12 protein-coding genes are annotated in these 16746 nt (G+C 44.6%); 11 read left to right on the top strand and 1 reads right to left on the bottom strand.

The window, feature by feature from the left end; all coding sequences use genetic code 11:
- Positions 1–141 precede the first annotated feature (141 nt).
- Positions 142–1062 carry a LysR family transcriptional regulator gene (locus J2Z28_RS24965; protein WP_076318119.1) on the bottom strand — a complete coding sequence of 307 codons (921 nt, stop codon included), beginning with the start codon at positions 1060–1062 and terminating at the stop codon, positions 142–144.
- Positions 1063–1423: 361 nt separating this feature from the next.
- Between J2Z28_RS24965 and J2Z28_RS24970 the strand changes: the two genes are divergently transcribed.
- The 11 genes from J2Z28_RS24970 (at position 1424) to J2Z28_RS25020 (ending at position 16478) form a co-directional block, all read left to right on the top strand.
- Entirely contained in the window at positions 1424–3322 is a 1899-nt protein-coding gene (locus J2Z28_RS24970) for a beta-glucoside-specific PTS transporter subunit IIABC (RefSeq protein WP_211084715.1), read from the top strand.
- Positions 3323–3358: 36 nt separating this feature from the next.
- Positions 3359–4198: a BglG family transcription antiterminator LicT gene (licT, locus tag J2Z28_RS24975; RefSeq protein ID WP_211084716.1), complete on the top strand. Its 840-nt coding sequence runs from the start codon at positions 3359–3361 to the stop codon at positions 4196–4198.
- Positions 4199–4243: 45 nt separating this feature from the next.
- A complete protein-coding gene (locus tag J2Z28_RS24980) occupies positions 4244–5701 on the top strand; it encodes a glycoside hydrolase family 1 protein (protein ID WP_211084717.1) in 1458 nt (485 codons plus the stop codon).
- A 371-nt stretch (positions 5702–6072) separates the two neighbouring features.
- Positions 6073–7494: a 3-isopropylmalate dehydratase large subunit gene (gene leuC / locus J2Z28_RS24985; RefSeq protein WP_211084784.1), complete on the top strand. Its 1422-nt coding sequence runs from the start codon at positions 6073–6075 to the stop codon at positions 7492–7494.
- A 31-nt stretch (positions 7495–7525) separates the two neighbouring features.
- Positions 7526–8128 carry a 3-isopropylmalate dehydratase small subunit gene (gene leuD, locus J2Z28_RS24990; RefSeq protein WP_211084718.1) on the top strand — a complete coding sequence of 201 codons (603 nt, stop codon included), beginning with the start codon at positions 7526–7528 and terminating at the stop codon, positions 8126–8128.
- A 593-nt stretch (positions 8129–8721) separates the two neighbouring features.
- The gene (locus J2Z28_RS24995; protein ID WP_211084719.1) at positions 8722–10131 is read left to right on the top strand and encodes an N-acetylmuramoyl-L-alanine amidase family protein; all 1410 of its coding nucleotides are present in this window, start codon (positions 8722–8724) and stop codon (positions 10129–10131) included.
- Positions 10132–10389: 258 nt separating this feature from the next.
- Positions 10390–11799: an N-acetylmuramoyl-L-alanine amidase family protein gene (locus J2Z28_RS25000; protein WP_211084720.1), complete on the top strand. Its 1410-nt coding sequence runs from the start codon at positions 10390–10392 to the stop codon at positions 11797–11799.
- 35 nt (positions 11800–11834) lie between these two features.
- On the top strand, positions 11835–12512 hold the full coding sequence (locus tag J2Z28_RS25005; protein WP_211084721.1) for a GerMN domain-containing protein: 678 nt from the start codon (positions 11835–11837) through the stop codon (positions 12510–12512).
- Positions 12513–12584: 72 nt separating this feature from the next.
- Positions 12585–15323: an S-layer homology domain-containing protein gene (locus tag J2Z28_RS25010; RefSeq protein ID WP_211084722.1), complete on the top strand. Its 2739-nt coding sequence runs from the start codon at positions 12585–12587 to the stop codon at positions 15321–15323.
- A gap of 163 nt (positions 15324–15486) precedes the next feature.
- Positions 15487–16182 carry an endonuclease III gene (gene nth / locus J2Z28_RS25015; RefSeq protein ID WP_036607558.1) on the top strand — a complete coding sequence of 232 codons (696 nt, stop codon included), beginning with the start codon at positions 15487–15489 and terminating at the stop codon, positions 16180–16182.
- Between the two features lie 23 nt (positions 16183–16205).
- Positions 16206–16478 (top strand): hypothetical protein, encoded by a 273-nt coding sequence (locus J2Z28_RS25020; protein WP_017687779.1) that lies wholly within the window; start codon positions 16206–16208, stop codon positions 16476–16478.
- Positions 16479–16746 lie beyond the last annotated feature (268 nt).

Raw genomic sequence — 16746 nt, forward strand, 5'->3', positions numbered from 1 at the left:
AAGCAGGATAAACCTCTGCTTTGTCCTTTTTTGAACCTATGAGTGTTATTTCTTTTTGCCGATACGCTTTTCAGGGCTTTTGAGACAGCCCCTTTGTTTTGGTTCAGTATGAAATGTACCCATACCCATAGGAGAAATTTATTAGTCTCCCTTTGACAGTTCGGTCACGGTTTGTTGAAACGTATGGATGAATGCTTCGGCTGCCTTCGACAGCACTCTGCCTTGACGATAAGCCACAACAAGTGTTCTGCTGGGAGTAGGCTCAGCAAGTGGCACATACACAGGCACGAACTCACTGCGCGGCGCACGGGCAATAAAGCGTGGAACCAGGGTAATACCCATACCTGTGGCGACCAGCGACTGAACAGTTTCAATATTGGTGCTTTCAAACACAACTTGGGGATCAAAACCAGCCTGCTCACAGAGATCAAATGTAAGTTTGCGGAAGCCCTGCCCTTTTTTCAATACAACAAACGGTTCATCACGAAGCTCTTCAATTCGCACAGGAAGCGGATGTTCCGGATCTGCCCTGCGTGCCAAAGGGTGATTCGGGGGAACTGCCAGATCAATCTTTTCCTCTCCAATGGCAACGTAGGCGAGACTTGGCTCTTGTAAAGGAAGAGATAACAGACTGAGATCTGCTTTGCCGCTTGCTGTCAATTTCTCAAGTGTAAGCCCGGAGTCTTCCAATAAGGTAACCTCAATCTCGGGATAAGCTTGTTGAAACGCAGGAAGCACGTGTGGGAGCAGGTGTGATCCCGTGATCGGCATGCTGCCTACAACGACTTTACCTTTGCGAAGCTGGGAGATATCGGACATTTCCTGACGCAATAGCTCCACGGCATCTACGATCTTCTGGGCTTGCTCGACAAACGTAACACCCGCATGGGTTAACTCCACGGTACTTGTATTACGCTGAAACAGCAGTACACCTAATTCTTTTTCCAATTTGGATAATTGCTGGCTTAATGAAGGTTGGGCAATATGCAGCTTCTCTGCTGCCCGGGAGAAATTGCGTTCGGCCGCAATTTGCAGCGTATATTGAAGTTGTCTGAATTCCATCGTCATCGGTCATTCCTTTCGTTATGCCACCATTATATCATTACAGATGAAGAAATCATTAATTTCGCTTAACCGCTTGCACTCCATCAGAAGAGTTGCTATACTAATTTTGAAAACGCTTAATAAGAACCACTTACCCGGGTAAAACAAAATCAACGTTTTCATGTGTACCAGTTTCAAGTGTTAGCACAGAATCATTTCAATTGTTCATATTCTTTTTCGTTCATATAATTGAATAACATTCATCCAACGATGGCGTGTTACTGTTCGGCAGGCAAGACCTAGATTGGGTGGGAAGAGTTTCTCTTTTCCTACCCTTTTTAGGTCTTTTTTTGTTCCCATTAAGAAACGGAGGTGCACCATGAATCACAAACAATTAGCCCAATCGATTATGGAGCTGGTCGGTGGCAATGATAATATCAACACGTTAATTCATTGCTCTACCAGGCTCAGACTTACCCTGAAGAATCCGGATATGGCGAAGACCCAAGAAATTAAGAGCCTTGATGGTGTTATTGGCGCAGTGAATAGCGGCGGACAATATCAGGTTATTATCGGTAATGACGTCACGTACGTCTACAATGAACTTGCCAAGATGGTCGATACCCAGCCATCTGGTGAAGTTCAGGAAAAGCCAAAAGCGGATTACAGTCCGAAAGGTTTGTTTAATACCTTTGCCAGTGTCATTGCAGGCATATTCCAGCCTATTATTCCGGCCATTGCTGCCTCGGGGATGCTCAAGGCCCTGTTGCTGCTAGCCACTGTGACCGGTTTAATGTCCAAAGAGAGCCAAACATATACCGTTTTAAGTGTCATGTCTGATGCGGCTTTTTATTTTCTGCCGATTCTACTGGCCTTTTCGAGTGCTAATAAATTCAAAACGAATCCCTTTGTTGCCGTCTTGTTCGGTGGCATCATGTTACACCCCAATATGATTGGTCTGCTTGGCGGTGAGGATCCAGTGTCCTTTATTGGCATACCTGTTGCTTCCGTTCAATATGCAACGTCTGTGGTACCGATTATTTTAACAGTCTGGTTCATGTCTTACATTGAAAAGTTCGCGGACAAGATCTCACCAGGACCGGTCAAAATTTTCCTTAAACCTTTGATTGTTATTCTCATTGTTGCTCCAGTTGCCCTGATTGTACTTGGACCTCTGGGGATGTATCTCGGAACGGGAATGTCCAACGTAATTTATTGGATTCAGGACAAAATTGGATGGTTGACTGTTGTGATTATGGCTGTTCTGATGCCTCTGATTGTCATGTTCGGTATGCATAAAGTATTTTATCCCATTATTTTCGCAGCACTGGCTTCACCTGGATACGAGACACTGGTACTGGTCGCGATGCTGGCTTCCAATATGGCACAGGGAGCAGGCGCATTGGCGGTGTCTTTCAAAACTAAAGACACGAAGTTTAAACAAGTCGCTTTGTCTGCAGGAATTTCAGGTGTATTCGGTATCACGGAACCTGCTCTGTACGGTGTACATTTAAGGCTCAAGAAAACGCTGATTGCCTGCATGATCGGCGCCGGAGTCGCTGGGTTGTTCGCAGGTATTGTGAATCTCAAGGCATATGCTGCCGTGGGTCCGGGGATTGCATCTATGCCTATGTTTATCAGTGAAGATCATATGAATATTATCTATGCGATCATTACCATGCTGATCTCTGCCATTGTTGCGTTTGTCGCCGTATATGTCATTGGATTTCAGGATGTTGTTCCAACAGCAGTGTCGATGGCAGGCAGTCCTACCAACAAAGCGAGAGGCGAATCTGAAATCCAGCCATCCACAGGGATCAAATCGAAAAAGATCGTTTTTGCTCCACTGGAAGGTAAAGTTCTGCCATTAAGAGAGGTGAAGGACGAGGCCTTCTCGCAAGAAGCCATGGGGCAAGGTATGGCCATTCAGCCAAGCGTTGGAAAGGTGTTTGCCCCGTTTGATGGTACTGTTGAGACGGTGTTCCGTACCAAACATTCCATCGGTCTGAGATCGGTAGAGGGGGTAGAACTTCTGATTCATGTCGGATTGGATACGGTGAAACTGAAAGGCCAGCATTTTGATGTAAAAGTGAACGAAGGAGAACAGATCTCTCATGGTCAGCTCCTGATCGAATTTGATCTTGAAGCTATACAAGCCGCAGGTTATGACACTACGACCCCTGTAATTGTGACCAATTCATCGGATTATCTGGAGATACTGGGCAATGAAACTGCGGCGACAACAGGACCGGGGAAACCATTAATTACGGTGTTATAACTCGCTGAAATATGAATGAAAGGCAGGCAGCCTGATATGGAAGTCATAAAAATACTAAATTCGAGCATTGTTCTTGCCAGACGTGGTGAGGATGACAAGGAAATTATTGTGATGGGAAAGGGCATCGGCTACAGGAGCAAACCGGGAGATGTCGTGGGCGAGGATGAGATCGAGAAGATCTATGTCCTTGAAAATGAAACGATCTCTTCGGATCTCACCGCTCTGATGAAGGAAACGCCAAAAGAATATCTGATTCTGGCTGATGAAATCATCTCCCATGCCAAACATACATTGTCCCGCCATCTGAGTGATCATCTCTATGTCGCATTAACGGATCATCTGTATATGGCCATGAAGCGATTCAAGGACAATATGACGATCCAGAACCGAATGTTGTGGGAAGTTAAAAAGTTCTATCCGCAGGAGTTCAGCATCGGGTTGCATGGTCTGTCTCTCATTCAAAAACAGCTTGGACTCTCCCTGCCTGAAGAGGAAGCGGCGAATATTGCCTTTCATCTCGTTAATGCGCAGCAGAATGATGACAATATGAATCAGGTCATGATGATGACTAATACCGTCAAGGATGTACTCAATATTATCAAAATTCACTATCAAGTGCAGCTGGACACACACAGCATCAACTATTCACGCTTTTTGACCCATTTGCAGTTTTTTATTCAACGGCTTTTTGAGCATAAAACATTAAACACGCAGAATCATGAGCTCTTTGAGCAGATCGCGAATAAATACCCGCAGGAAGAAGCCTGCGTACTGCTAATCAGGGATTATATTGAAGCCCGGTTTGAACATACGATCTCCAATGAAGAGATGATGTATTTGATTATTCATATCAATCGGGTCATGAGTCGCAATTGAGCAAGAATCAAAGAGTCACAGAGATAATCCAAGGAGGAATACACAATGACCAATACAACAAGAACGTTTCCAGAAGATTTTCTATGGGGAGGAGCGATTGCTGCCAATCAGGCAGAAGGAGCGTGGAATGTGGATGGCAAAGGTCTGTCTACAGCCGACATTGCTATCTATCGAAAAGGTGTAGCCAAGAGTGAGTATAAAAAGCATAATGCGATCAATGAAGAACAGATCAAAACAGCGATGGAGTCTACCTCGGACAGAGAATATCCGAAACGCAGAGGCATTGATTTTTACCACCGTTACGAGGAGGATCTCGCCCTGTTTGGGGAGATGGGACTCAAAACGTTGCGACTATCCATTGCATGGACACGAATTTTCCCGAATGGCAACGAAACAGAGCCGAATGAAGCCGGTTTACAGTTCTATGACCGTGTTATTGATGGCATGCTGAAACAAGGGATCGAACCATTGATTACGTTGTCCCATTATGAGATGCCGATGTATCTGGTGAATCACCATGGTGGATGGACGGATCGGAAAGTCGTCGATTATTTTGTTCACTTTTGCAAAACCGTGTTCACCCGTTATAAGGACAAAGTGAAGTATTGGATTACATTTAATGAAATTGACAGCATTGTTCGCCATCCGTTTACGAGTGGTGGTATTGTTCCGGAGCGTTTCGAAAATGTGGAGCAGGCCGTATATCAGGGGTTACACCATCAATTTGTAGCGAGTGCACTCGCAGTGAAATACTGTCATGAGATCATTCCCGGTTCCCAAATTGGATGTATGCTTACCAAACTGACGACGTATGCCCATACATGTAATCCCGAAGACGTACTCGTTGCTTCCCGGGATAATCAATTCAATCTTATGTTCACGGACGTACAGGTGCGTGGAGCGTATCCGTACTTTACGAAGAGATTTTTTGCCGAAAAAGGGATTAACCTGGATATGCTTGAGGGGGATGAAGAGATTCTGAAAGTACACACTGTGGACTTTATCTCATTCAGTTATTATATGTCCCTGGTATCAAGTGTGGATGGCGACCGATTGGAGCAGGTGAGTGGCAATACAACTGGAGGGGTGAAGAACCCGTATCTGCAAACGAATGATTGGGGCTGGCAGATTGACCCGGTAGGTCTGCGCATCTCACTGAATGAACTGTATAGTCGTTACGAGGTGCCTTTGTTTATCGTTGAAAATGGAATTGGGGCGGTAGACACGATTGAAGCTGATGGTAGCATTCAGGATGATTATCGTATTGATTACTTCCGCTCTCACATTGAACAGATGCATGAGGCGATTCTGGACGGTGTTGAACTGCTCGGCTATACCAGTTGGGGAGTAATTGATCTGATTAGTTATTCTTCTTCAGAGATGGAGAAACGATATGGCTTTATTTATGTAGATCAGGATAATGACGGCAATGGAACACTGGAGAGAAAACGCAAGAAGAGTTTCTCTTGGTACAAAGATGTGATTGCGAATAACGGCTTGTAATACAGTAGTAGGACAAGTACTCTCATAGAAGGCGTTGATATGATAATTTTCATTTCATAACAGAAACTAGGAAAGCAGCTCTGGATTCAGGGCTGTTTTTTTATGTTCTAGATAAAAAGCATTGACAGCGAATAAGCGGGAACGTAGTATAAGACTTATATGATAATGATAATTGTTATCAATAAAAACCTCTGCGATGAGCATTGGTCTATTTGTCTTTCTCTCATTATAGGTTAAACCTATTACATCTATAGATATTATATCTTGGAACAATGAAGGACAGGGTGATATATTTATGTCATTCAAGAGCTTCACTTTTTAAAGAAAACAGAGGCTCTTCCAAGGACCGAACTTATAATGAGGTGAAAATGATGAGTAAAAAAACGATGTTTGAGAAAATTTGGGAAAATCACGTAATTCATCAAGAAGAAGGCAAACCAAGCATTCTGTATATCGATCTGCATCTGGTACATGAAGTAACTTCTCCACAGGCATTTGAAGGTCTTCGTCTCAGTGGACGTAAAGTTCGTCGCCCTGAGCTGACATTTGCGACAATGGACCACAACGTTCCAACCAAAGACCGTTTCAACATTACAGATCCTATCTCCAAACAACAAATTGATACACTTTCACAAAACTGCCGTGATTTCGGCGTGAAATTGTATGATCTGGACAGCATTGATCAAGGCGTTGTGCACGTTATGGGACCTGAACTGGGTCTGACTCACCCGGGTAAAACGATTGTATGTGGTGACAGTCATACGTCCACACACGGTGCGTTTGGCGCACTGGCATTCGGAATCGGAACAAGTGAAGTTGAGCACGTTATGGCAACTCAATGTTTGCAACAAGCAAAAGCCAAAACGATGGAAGTTCGTTTTGTCGGCAAACGTAACCCGGGTGTAACCGCGAAGGATATGATCCTCGCAGTCATCGCCAAATACGGTACAGACTTTGCAACAGGTTATGTTATTGAGTACACAGGCGAATCCATCCGTGAGTTGAGCATGGAAGAGCGTATGACGGTCTGCAACATGTCCATCGAAGGTGGAGCAAGAGCAGGATTGATCGCTCCGGATGAAACAACATTCGAATATCTGCGTGGACGTGAATACGTACCAGTGGATGCGAAGTTTGATGAAGCTGTAGAGGGTTGGAAACAGCTTGTAACAGATGAAGGTGCGGAGTTCGACCATGTGGTTGAAATTGATGTGGAGACATTGATTCCGCAAGTAACTTGGGGAACAAGCCCAGGTATGGGAACCGACATTTCTTCGAAAGTTCCTGTTCCGGCTGAATTGCCTACAGAAAACGAACGCAAAGCGGCTGAAAAAGCGCTTGAATATATGGGACTTGAACCGGGAACACCAATCGCCGAGATTCCAATTGATTATGTATTTATCGGTTCTTGCACCAATGGACGGATCGAAGATCTGCGTGCAGCAGCACAAGTGGCTAAAGGTCACACGGTATCCAGTCAGGTTACAGCAATTGTTGTACCAGGCTCAGGACGTGTTAAAATTCAGGCTGAACAAGAAGGTTTGGATAAAATCTTTACGGAAGCCGGATTTGAATGGCGTGATGCGGGATGCAGTATGTGTCTGGCGATGAACCCGGATGTATTGAAGCCAGGACAACGTTGTGCTTCGACGTCCAACCGTAACTTTGAAGGACGCCAAGGACGTGGAGGACGTACGCACCTGGTATCTCCGGCAATGGCAGCAGCAGCAGCGGTTAAGGGTCACTTTGTGGACGTACGGGACTGGAATTTCAAAACAGAAGCAGCGATCTAATCTATAACAGACAGAAGGGAGAACGTTTAATATGGAAGAATTCAAAACATTACAAGGCATCGTTGCACCGGTAGACCGGGTCAATGTAGATACAGACGCAATCATTCCGAAACAGTTTCTGAAACGGATTGAGCGTACCGGATTTGGACAATTTTTGTTCTATGAATGGCGTTTCGATGAAGAGGGCAACAATAATGCTTCCTTCGAAATGAACAAACCTCGTTATGAAGGGGCATCCATCCTGATCTCACGTGCCAACTTTGGCTGTGGATCTTCCCGTGAGCATGCGCCATGGGCGATTTTGGACTATGGATTCCGTTGTGTCATCGCTCCATCTTATGCAGATATCTTCTATAATAACTGCTTTAAGAACGGAATCTTGCCAATCAAGCTATCAGAAGAGCAAGTTGAAGACTTGTTCCAACGTACAGCTACACATGAAGGCTATGAGATGAATGTAAGTCTGGAAAACAAAACGATTACTGATGCATACGGACTGCATATCGATTTTGATCTGGATGAGCACCGTCGTCAATTCCTGTTGCAAGGACTGGATGATATCGGTCTGACTCTTCAACATGATGATGAAATCGCTGCTTACGAACAACGCCACGCGGCAAAACTGTTCGGTTAATCATTAAAGTATCGTACGCAGAAAGCTTCTGCCTCGCCAAAGGAACCTTGTTCCTGTGGATGAGACAGAGGCTTTTTGTAATTTTAGAAGTAAATTATCTTAATGAGTCCTCTATACATAGAAGTCCTGATCCTTCTTGGTTGAATATTTCAACACGTACTCTCCGCCATTATTCAGTTCTAGGGAAGCAATTTTGATTCGAGTATAATCCAAACGCGTCTCTCTTTGAGCACACTCGTGTGATTATTCATTTCCATCTTAAAGAGTACTTTGATCTAATGATCAGTTTTTTTGTAATACTTCCTATTCCGATATATGTATACTTAAAAGTTACATTAATAGATGGAATATCGTCAATTTATGATATCACTGCTACAAATCGATACACATTCATGTAAAAGAGATTATGTTCTTGAATGTGATCTGCTTTTTAATCTTATTTCCGACTAAATATGACAACGTTGTAACCGGATGATCAGACAATATCTGATAAACTGATTAGTAGATTATGGAAGGTTACATATCGTCTTTGATGTTACGCTGCAGAGAATCAGGTCGGATGTTCAAAAGACAAAAAGAATGGTGGATGAGGTATGAAAAAATGGTCGGCAGCAGTCGTTTTTCTTCTGTTCCTGTGTTTATTCCCAGTCATGGCCCATGCAGACACCACTCCCTCAATTGTACTCGACGGTGTAACCATTAACCAGCAGACGGGTGCACCTGCAGAGAATATCGGGAAAACGGTCATGGTTCCAATTCGAATTGTATCCGAGAACCTGGGTTATAAGGTGAAGTGGGAGAAGGAAACTCAGTCAGTCCAGCTTCAAAAAGGAAACAACAGCATGATTCAAATGACGGCTGGCAAAGATGCGGCTACAGTGAATGGAAACGTGGTGAACTTGGATTCGCCCCCACTAATCAAACAGGGAACTACGCTTGTTCCGTTACGCTTCGTCGGTGAAGGAATGGGTCTGCGTGTTGGCTGGGACAATGGGACCAAGACAGTAAGCCTATTTAGTATTCCTCCCGTAGTTGAAACGGAAGGTGACAGTGACCCCGTCGAGGCACCAGTCCCGGATGGTTTGACAGAACTTCAAGGCATCAGCTTCAGCGGAGATCGCTTAATTGTAGCAACAAACGGTAATATTAGCCCCAAAGTATCCAGTATTGGTGGGCCAGACCGAATTATTGTTGATCTGCCTTCAGCGACATTCTCTCAGGAATTCATTCAGGGACAAGCATCTAATCCGGATGGCAGTGGACAGATTCTCGTTACGGATTCATCGATAGTTTCCAAAGTCCGGTATGCCATGTTCAGTAAATCGCCTTCTACCGTGCGTGTCGTTCTGGATCTGAATCAGACGGCTACAGCCAAATGGTCTGTTGGAGATAACAATGTCTTGCTCGTTGACCTGACAGCCACGAGTGGAGAACCGACAAGCCAACCGGCAGCACCTACCAATGATGGTAAAACGATTGTGGTCATTGATCCGGGACATGGTGGTCGTCAATCGGGTGCAGTGGGTTTGTCAGGAGCTTATGAGAAGGATTTCAATCTGGCTGTAGGGCTTAAGGTACAGGCAATCCTTCAACAATACCCAAATATTCAAACGGTCATTACACGCCAGGATGATACAGAACTTTCGCTCAAACAGCGTGTGGATATTGCTGAATTGAATCAGGCAGATGTTTTTGTATCCATTCATGGAAACAAATTCACTACACCGGTACCAAACGGCATTGAAACGCTCTACAGTCGTAAAGAAAGCAAGACATTGGCTGATACTCTTCACAAATATGTGTTGCCGGTAACAGGACTCAAGGATCGGGGAGTCAAAACGGCAAGTCTGCATGTGACCCGGGAAACAACTATGCCTGCAGTCCTCCTTGAACTAGGATTTCTTAGTAATCCTACGGATGAAGCGCTGATGCTTACTGAGGATTATCAGAATAAATGTGCACAGGCGATTGTGGACGGAATCGTTGAATTTTTGGGACTGTAAATTGAATTGTGCGCAAATATGAAGGTTAGGATAGTACGTTGTTTAGAGATGTATATTTGATAAATAAGGAAAAAAGAAGACATTAAAATGTAAAAAAAGCTTGATCTGACAACGTTTTTTTTCTGTTATGTTGGAATATATTCGCAACTTTTGAGAGCGAGGGGCGTCTAATAGGTGTCTGGTAATGCCCAAGCGGTCAGTCGGAGTTGGAAAATGACAACATGCGGCAAAAAAATATGAGAATGGTAGGGGTGAAGGATGAAGAAGTTCGGTTTTTTGGTACTGTTATTTGTCTTTGGGCTCGTATTCCCGGGCTATAGTCACGCAGCAACAGACACGAAAATTATCCTAGACGGAAAAGAAATCGTACAGCCATCGGATACAAAAGCGGAAATTATCAACAGCAAGGTGATGGTTCCGATCCGGGTTGTGTCCGAAAATCTTGGATATAGCGTGGAGTGGAAGCAGCAAACGCAAACGGTGACTATCAGCAAAGACAACACTGCCATGCAGATGATTGTTGGACAGAAGACGGCAACGGTGAACGGCAGTAACGTAAACCTGGATGCCCCGCCACTCGTTAAAAACGGTACTACACTCGTGCCTCTCCGATTTATTGGTGAGGAAATGGGTCTTAAGGTGGGTTGGAACAACACCACGAAGACGGTAACATTAGTTACCCAGAATTCAGGTTCCGGAAACGGGACAACCACTCCTCCGAACTCTGGCAATAATGGCGGGGGATCGGATCAGGAAGGTCTTGTACTGGTGAACGGCATCAGCTTCAGCGACAACCGCCTCATGATCGCAACAAGCGGAAGTACGAAGCCGAACGTCTTCACGATGACAGGACCAGATCGAATCGTTATAGACTTGCCGAATACCGCATTTGCTGATTCATTCAGTGAAGGACAGGCTCTAGACAGCAACCAGAATGGACAACTCGTCGTTAGCGGCTATCCGGATGTGTCTAAGATTCGTTACTCGTTATACAGCAACAGTCCATCTACAATTCGTTTTGTGATCGATCTGTCCAGTTCAAAAGGGTACAGTGTGCAAAATGATTCCGGACTGGTCATGATTAACCTCGATAATCAAAGTGGTACACCTGCTCCTCCAGTTGGTAATAATGGCAAAAAGGTTGTCGTTATCGATGCAGGTCACGGAGATCAGGATCCTGGGGCAATCGGTGTAACTGGTAAACGTGAAAAAGACTTCAATCTGGCAATGGCTCTGAAAGTGGAAGCCTTGTTGAAAAAAGAATCCAAAATTGACGTTGTGTTAACGCGCAGCGATGATACATTTTTGGCATTGAAAGAACGTGTGAAGATTGCACAAGACATAAAAGCGGATATTTTCATCTCCATACATGCTAACAGTGGCCCTACTGCTGCGAACGGTGTAGAGACATTCTATACACGCTCCAACAGCAAAGCACTTGCTACAGTGATGCACAAGTATCTTTTACAGTCTTCCGGACTGAAAGATCGTGGAGTGAAAACGGCAAGTCTCCATGTAACCCGTGAAACGACAATGCCAGCAGTTCTGCTGGAAGGTGGATTCCTTAGCAATAAGAGCGACGAAGCAGCCCTGTTCACTGAGAGTTTCCAGAACAGTGTTGCCAAAGGCATTGTTGCAGGAATCAAGGAGTATCTGGGAATTAAATAAGGGACAAGCCCTTATGTTGAGGAGGCGGAGTTAGAATGAACAAGAAAATATGGATTGCAGCCTTGCTGGTAACGGTTATGGCAGTTGCTGCTGGATGTGGAAGCAAGCCAACAGCTGCTCCGAATCAGACGCAAGGCGCAGGAACTGAAAACAATGTGACTGAGGTTGAAGGCGAAACAATTACCGAACCGGTAACTGCTGAACCTGAAGAGAACACAACACCTACAGAATCAACGGAAGGCAGTTCGGAGGAAACGACTACAACTACTCCGCCAAGCGAAACGTCTACGGAGAAGCCGGCAACTTCCGAAAGCAATGAAAAGAAAACGATCACTGTATTCTATACGGATGAAGAAGAACTGGAGTTGCACAAAGCTTCGGCAGAGATTTCATACGCATCGGATGATGCCAAATATAAGGCTGCCTTTGAATCACTGCAACAGAGCAAAGACGCTAAACTTGTTCCGCTGTGGTCTAAAGAAATTGAATTGAAGTCTGTTCAGTTCAAGGATGGAGCTCTTACGCTGGATATTCATATGCCAGATACGGCACGTCTTGGAGCAGGTGGAGAATCTTATGCGCTGGATGCTCTAAAACAAACGTTCTTCCAGTTTGATGAAGTAAAATCACTTGATTTACTGGTGGATGGTCAGCAGACGGAGAGTCTGATGGGCCATGTGGATCTTGAACATCCAATGACAAGATCCGAATAGGCTGTACAGCATGCTGTTGTACCGTGAATCCACGGAATATGGGTCGTTTTACATGAGAGAGGGGAATCATAGGTGACTTTTAAATATAACCATACATCACACTCTAAAAAAGTAGTATCAGCCGTGCTTGCAGGCATGATGGCCCTTAGCGCCGGCGGAGCTGCCATGGCAGCAGAATCAACAGAAACGGGGCAGGGTCAGACTGCTGCAATAACAAATACGGCTGCACCAACTGGTTTGTTCAGTGACATCAAAGTCGGATACTGGGCTGAAAAACATGTGTACAAACTGGCGTATCAAGGTATTCTTCTCGGTAACAACGGCCTGTTCCGTCCAGGAGACGCGGTAACACAGCAAGAAGCTGTAACGATGGCAATCCGTTTTATGAATCAAGAGGGCCAGTTGAAAACCGACACGGCTGCGGCATTACCGACAAACATGGAAGTGGGAAATTATTTCAAGCCATATGTCGCGCTGGCACTTCAACTGGGACTGATTGACAAAACGGAAGAATCAACGGTGGATGTATCCAAGACCTCCTGGGGTCAAAAGCCGGCTTCACGGGAATGGATTACGAAATTGTTAATCCGTTCATTGGACAAGGAAGCTGAAGCGAAGGCACAAAATAATCAATCTACCGGATTTGCTGATAATGCAAGTATTTCCGAAAGCGGTAAAGGTTATGTCAATCTGGCTGTTAGCCTGGATCTGGCCAAAGGTGTGGAAGGCAACAAATTCAATCCAACCGGTTCCGTAACCCGTGCTCAACTGGCTACCTTCTTCAGTCGTGGTGAATCGTTAACGGATACAACGTACCCGAACACATCAACGGGTTATGTGACAGGATTGAAAGATGGGCAGATCACGCTGGTTGTGGACGGCAAAGCCGTTAACTTCGCAGTGAACAGCAGTACGCCTTACTTTACGAAAGACAGTGAGACTCGTGCTTCCGCCACAGATGTGAAACTATATACGAAAGTTATGGTTGTAGGTTCGGCAGGTGGGGCTTCCTATGTGGAAGTCGTTGATGCTACACCGCAGGTGGAAAGTGTTGAAGGTACATTTGCACGTTCATTGTCTGGTAATAAAATTGGTATCTTTGTGGGCGAGAATTACGAAACGTACAGTTATGATGAGGCAACTGCATTCATCGATCAGAATGGTAATGCAATCAAGCTGTCCGATATTACGGCAGATAGCATCATTGAAGTACAGCGTGAGACGTTCTCGGCTGACAAAAAAACAGTCGCTATTCGTGTGAAATCCGGCATTGTTAACAAGAGTGACAATGGCGTAATTGCTGAAGTATCCACTTCTGGAAAAACGATCAAACTTGTCAATGCAGCGGGTGCTACAGAGCAGTTTGCATACAATGACAATCTGCTTATCACATATCAAAACCGCATCATGTCAGTGGCTGATCTCAAAGCCGGCAGTGCCGTGAAATACACCGTAAAGGACAGTGTTTTGCAAACTATCACATTGTCTCAAGGTGTGGAGCAATCTGTGCGCGGAACATTGGTTGAGATCGGTGGCAACCAGTCCACGTTAACGTTCAAACGTGAAGGGGGTTCCCTTGAGGCGAAACTGCTGACTGAAAAGCCGGAAGTTATTATTAATGGTATTCAGGATGCGACGCTAAATGATCTCATCACAGATGCAACGAACGGTGATCAGGTGGAGTTGTCATTGAACTCTGACGATCAGGTAACACGTATTCAGGTGATTGGACGTCAAATGGAACCTATGAGCGGAGTAACGGTTGTATCTTACAACAGCAAAACAAAGGTACTTACCGTACTGGACAACAACAAAAAACCGTTTGTATTTACATTGGACGAAAAAACCAAACTGGACTACAATACGACCAAACCTACACTCGCTGGTCTGGAGTCGATTTTAAATGATGGTCGCAAATTGGATCTGACCTATGTGGGAACACGTGCGTTGTCCGTTAAAGTGATTTACAAGTACGAAGGTACGATCAGCAATATTGACACATTGGGCAGAAAAATCAGTTTGTTGTCTGGTAATCAGACGATTACAGTGCCTTACACTACCTTACCTACGGTTGAGATCTATAACAAATCGGGCGCAAGTCTGGGAGATTTGAAGATTGGTGACAAAGTGACCGTAACGCTTGGAGCAAATCAGGATGTAGTGCAGAAGGTTGCACTGAACACTGTGGCTCAATTCGAAGTGGTTGCCTTGGAAGCAAATAGTCGTATTCGAGTAAAATCCGATCTGTTGACAAGTCAGTTCTACGTGGATCAAGCAGTACTGACAGGAGAGAGTGGTCAGACGATCACACCTTCACAACTGACAGCAGGCAACCTGATTAATGTAACGTTTGAAGGGGCTACGCCAAAAGCGGTTCAAGTCGTGAAGCGTACGCTGGCTGAAGTTACAGCGGTGGATGCTTCATCCGTGACGCTCAAGCAGTTTAACGGCCAGACTGAAACCGTGCCTGTTAGCGGTTCGGTTAAAGTCGTAAAATCTGGCTCCACATTAACTTCACTGACGAGTCTTATGGTCGGGGATCGAGTGGAAATGACAAAAGATACGGATAATTCCACACGCTTCAGAGTACTAACTGTCATGAGCAAACAATTCTGGTCTTATGATGGCGTTGGTAACCAGATTTTGGTTAAACGGGAAACGACAGCAGACACCAACTATCGTTTTGCACTCGGATCAAGTGTATTTGTTCACCAGGGTGACAATACTTTAAGCGTGCAATCTCTCAGAGATAATGATAATATTGTATTGTATCTCCTGAACAATGTTATTCTGGAGATTCAAAAACAGTAATCGTTTCTTTTCGAGGATCAAAAGAATGACCGTCTTGATACGGGATCTTTCCCGCATCAAGACGTTTTTTTTGCAAGCTTTTTGAGGTCCCCGCAAAGTACTCGGATGAAGCTTCGAAGTAAGGCTCCGTAGAGTGGAGTCATTTTGTGGGAGGTAGCTCTTCATGAATGCAGCGACGGTTAGACATATACTCGAAACTATGGAAGCAATGTTTCCTGATGCACATTGCGAATTAAATCACAGCAATGCATTTGAATTGACGGTAGCTGTCCTTTTGTCTGCCCAGTGCACCGATGAAACGGTTAACAAGGTAACCGCAGATTTGTTCCAGAAGTACAGAAGCCCAGCAGATTATCTGGCGGTTCCTCTCGAAGAGTTGGAACAGGATATTCGGCGAATCGGTTTGTACCGGAACAAGGCCAAGCATATTCAGAACATGTGCCGAATTTTAATAGAGCAGTATGGCGGTGATGTACCGCAGGAACATGATCAGCTTGTGACGCTACCAGGTGTCGGGCGGAAAACCGCGAATGTAGTTGTTTCCAATGCGTTTGGAGTACCGGCAATTGCGGTAGATACTCATGTTGAACGTGTATCCAAGCGGCTGGCGCTTGCAGGTTGGGATGACTCCGTACTTGAAGTCGAAAAGAAACTAATGAAGCGCGTACCCCGGGACGAGTGGACTTTAACTCACCACCGGTTTATATTTTTTGGACGCTACCATTGCAAGGCACAGAACCCTGCGTGTCATATATGTCCATTGCTGGACATATGCAGGGAAGGGAAAAAACGTATGAAAACGTCCCAAATCAGGAAAGATAAGGAACGTGTCACCACCCGAAAACGAAAAATAAATTAATGAGCAGAAAAGGATGAATAATCATGAAATGCATTTCCGTGTACACTGACAATTTTGAGGCCTTCTCCGATATCTTTGAACAAATCGTTGAACAGGAAATGGCTGAAAATGAAGAAAAAGAAGTAGAAGGCATCACAGTAAGCCACTCTGGCGACGTGCCTGAACATTATCTGGAGCGTATGTCCGTTAAACCAGAAGTTGTTGTTATGAGAGACAAAGGTAGAGACATTACAATTCTGCAACATGGACAAGTATTTGAAATCTTGCTGCCTTCCATGGAGAACGCAGTTTCATAAGAAGTGATTACACTATTGGTTCTGTTGTATTAATGTCATGATGATCGTTGAGGTTAAGGTGATCGCATCGCATTCATGCAACAGACACTTGGCGTAAGCATTTGCTAGATACCGAGTATAAAACGTATTACAGATAAAACCGACTTGTTCGGTTTTATTTTTTTTAGATTATAGAACTTATACGTTCATTTATGTATATTCAATTCCAACCGTTCAAATTCAAACTTGATAATGTTAAAATAAATGTTGTAAAAGAGCTAGACGTCGA

The sequence above is a fragment of the Paenibacillus xylanexedens genome (genome assembly GCF_017874615.1).
Classification (GTDB): Bacteria; Bacillota; Bacilli; order Paenibacillales; family Paenibacillaceae; genus Paenibacillus; species Paenibacillus xylanexedens.

What these genes read in the sequence shown, in the direction of transcription:
- J2Z28_RS24965 (WP_076318119.1), bottom strand. Translation starts at nt 1,062, where the DNA reads ATGGAATTCAGACAACTTCAATATACGCTGCAAATTGCGGCCGAACGC.
- J2Z28_RS24970 (WP_211084715.1), top strand. Translation starts at nt 1,424, where the DNA reads ATGAATCACAAACAATTAGCCCAATCGATTATGGAGCTGGTCGGTGGC.
- licT (WP_211084716.1), top strand. Translation starts at nt 3,359, where the DNA reads ATGGAAGTCATAAAAATACTAAATTCGAGCATTGTTCTTGCCAGACGT.
- J2Z28_RS24980 (WP_211084717.1), top strand. Translation starts at nt 4,244, where the DNA reads ATGACCAATACAACAAGAACGTTTCCAGAAGATTTTCTATGGGGAGGA.
- leuC (WP_211084784.1), top strand. Translation starts at nt 6,073, where the DNA reads ATGAGTAAAAAAACGATGTTTGAGAAAATTTGGGAAAATCACGTAATT.
- leuD (WP_211084718.1), top strand. Translation starts at nt 7,526, where the DNA reads ATGGAAGAATTCAAAACATTACAAGGCATCGTTGCACCGGTAGACCGG.
- J2Z28_RS24995 (WP_211084719.1), top strand. Translation starts at nt 8,722, where the DNA reads ATGAAAAAATGGTCGGCAGCAGTCGTTTTTCTTCTGTTCCTGTGTTTA.
- J2Z28_RS25000 (WP_211084720.1), top strand. Translation starts at nt 10,390, where the DNA reads ATGAAGAAGTTCGGTTTTTTGGTACTGTTATTTGTCTTTGGGCTCGTA.
- J2Z28_RS25005 (WP_211084721.1), top strand. Translation starts at nt 11,835, where the DNA reads ATGAACAAGAAAATATGGATTGCAGCCTTGCTGGTAACGGTTATGGCA.
- nth (WP_036607558.1), top strand. Translation starts at nt 15,487, where the DNA reads ATGAATGCAGCGACGGTTAGACATATACTCGAAACTATGGAAGCAATG.
- J2Z28_RS25020 (WP_017687779.1), top strand. Translation starts at nt 16,206, where the DNA reads ATGAAATGCATTTCCGTGTACACTGACAATTTTGAGGCCTTCTCCGAT.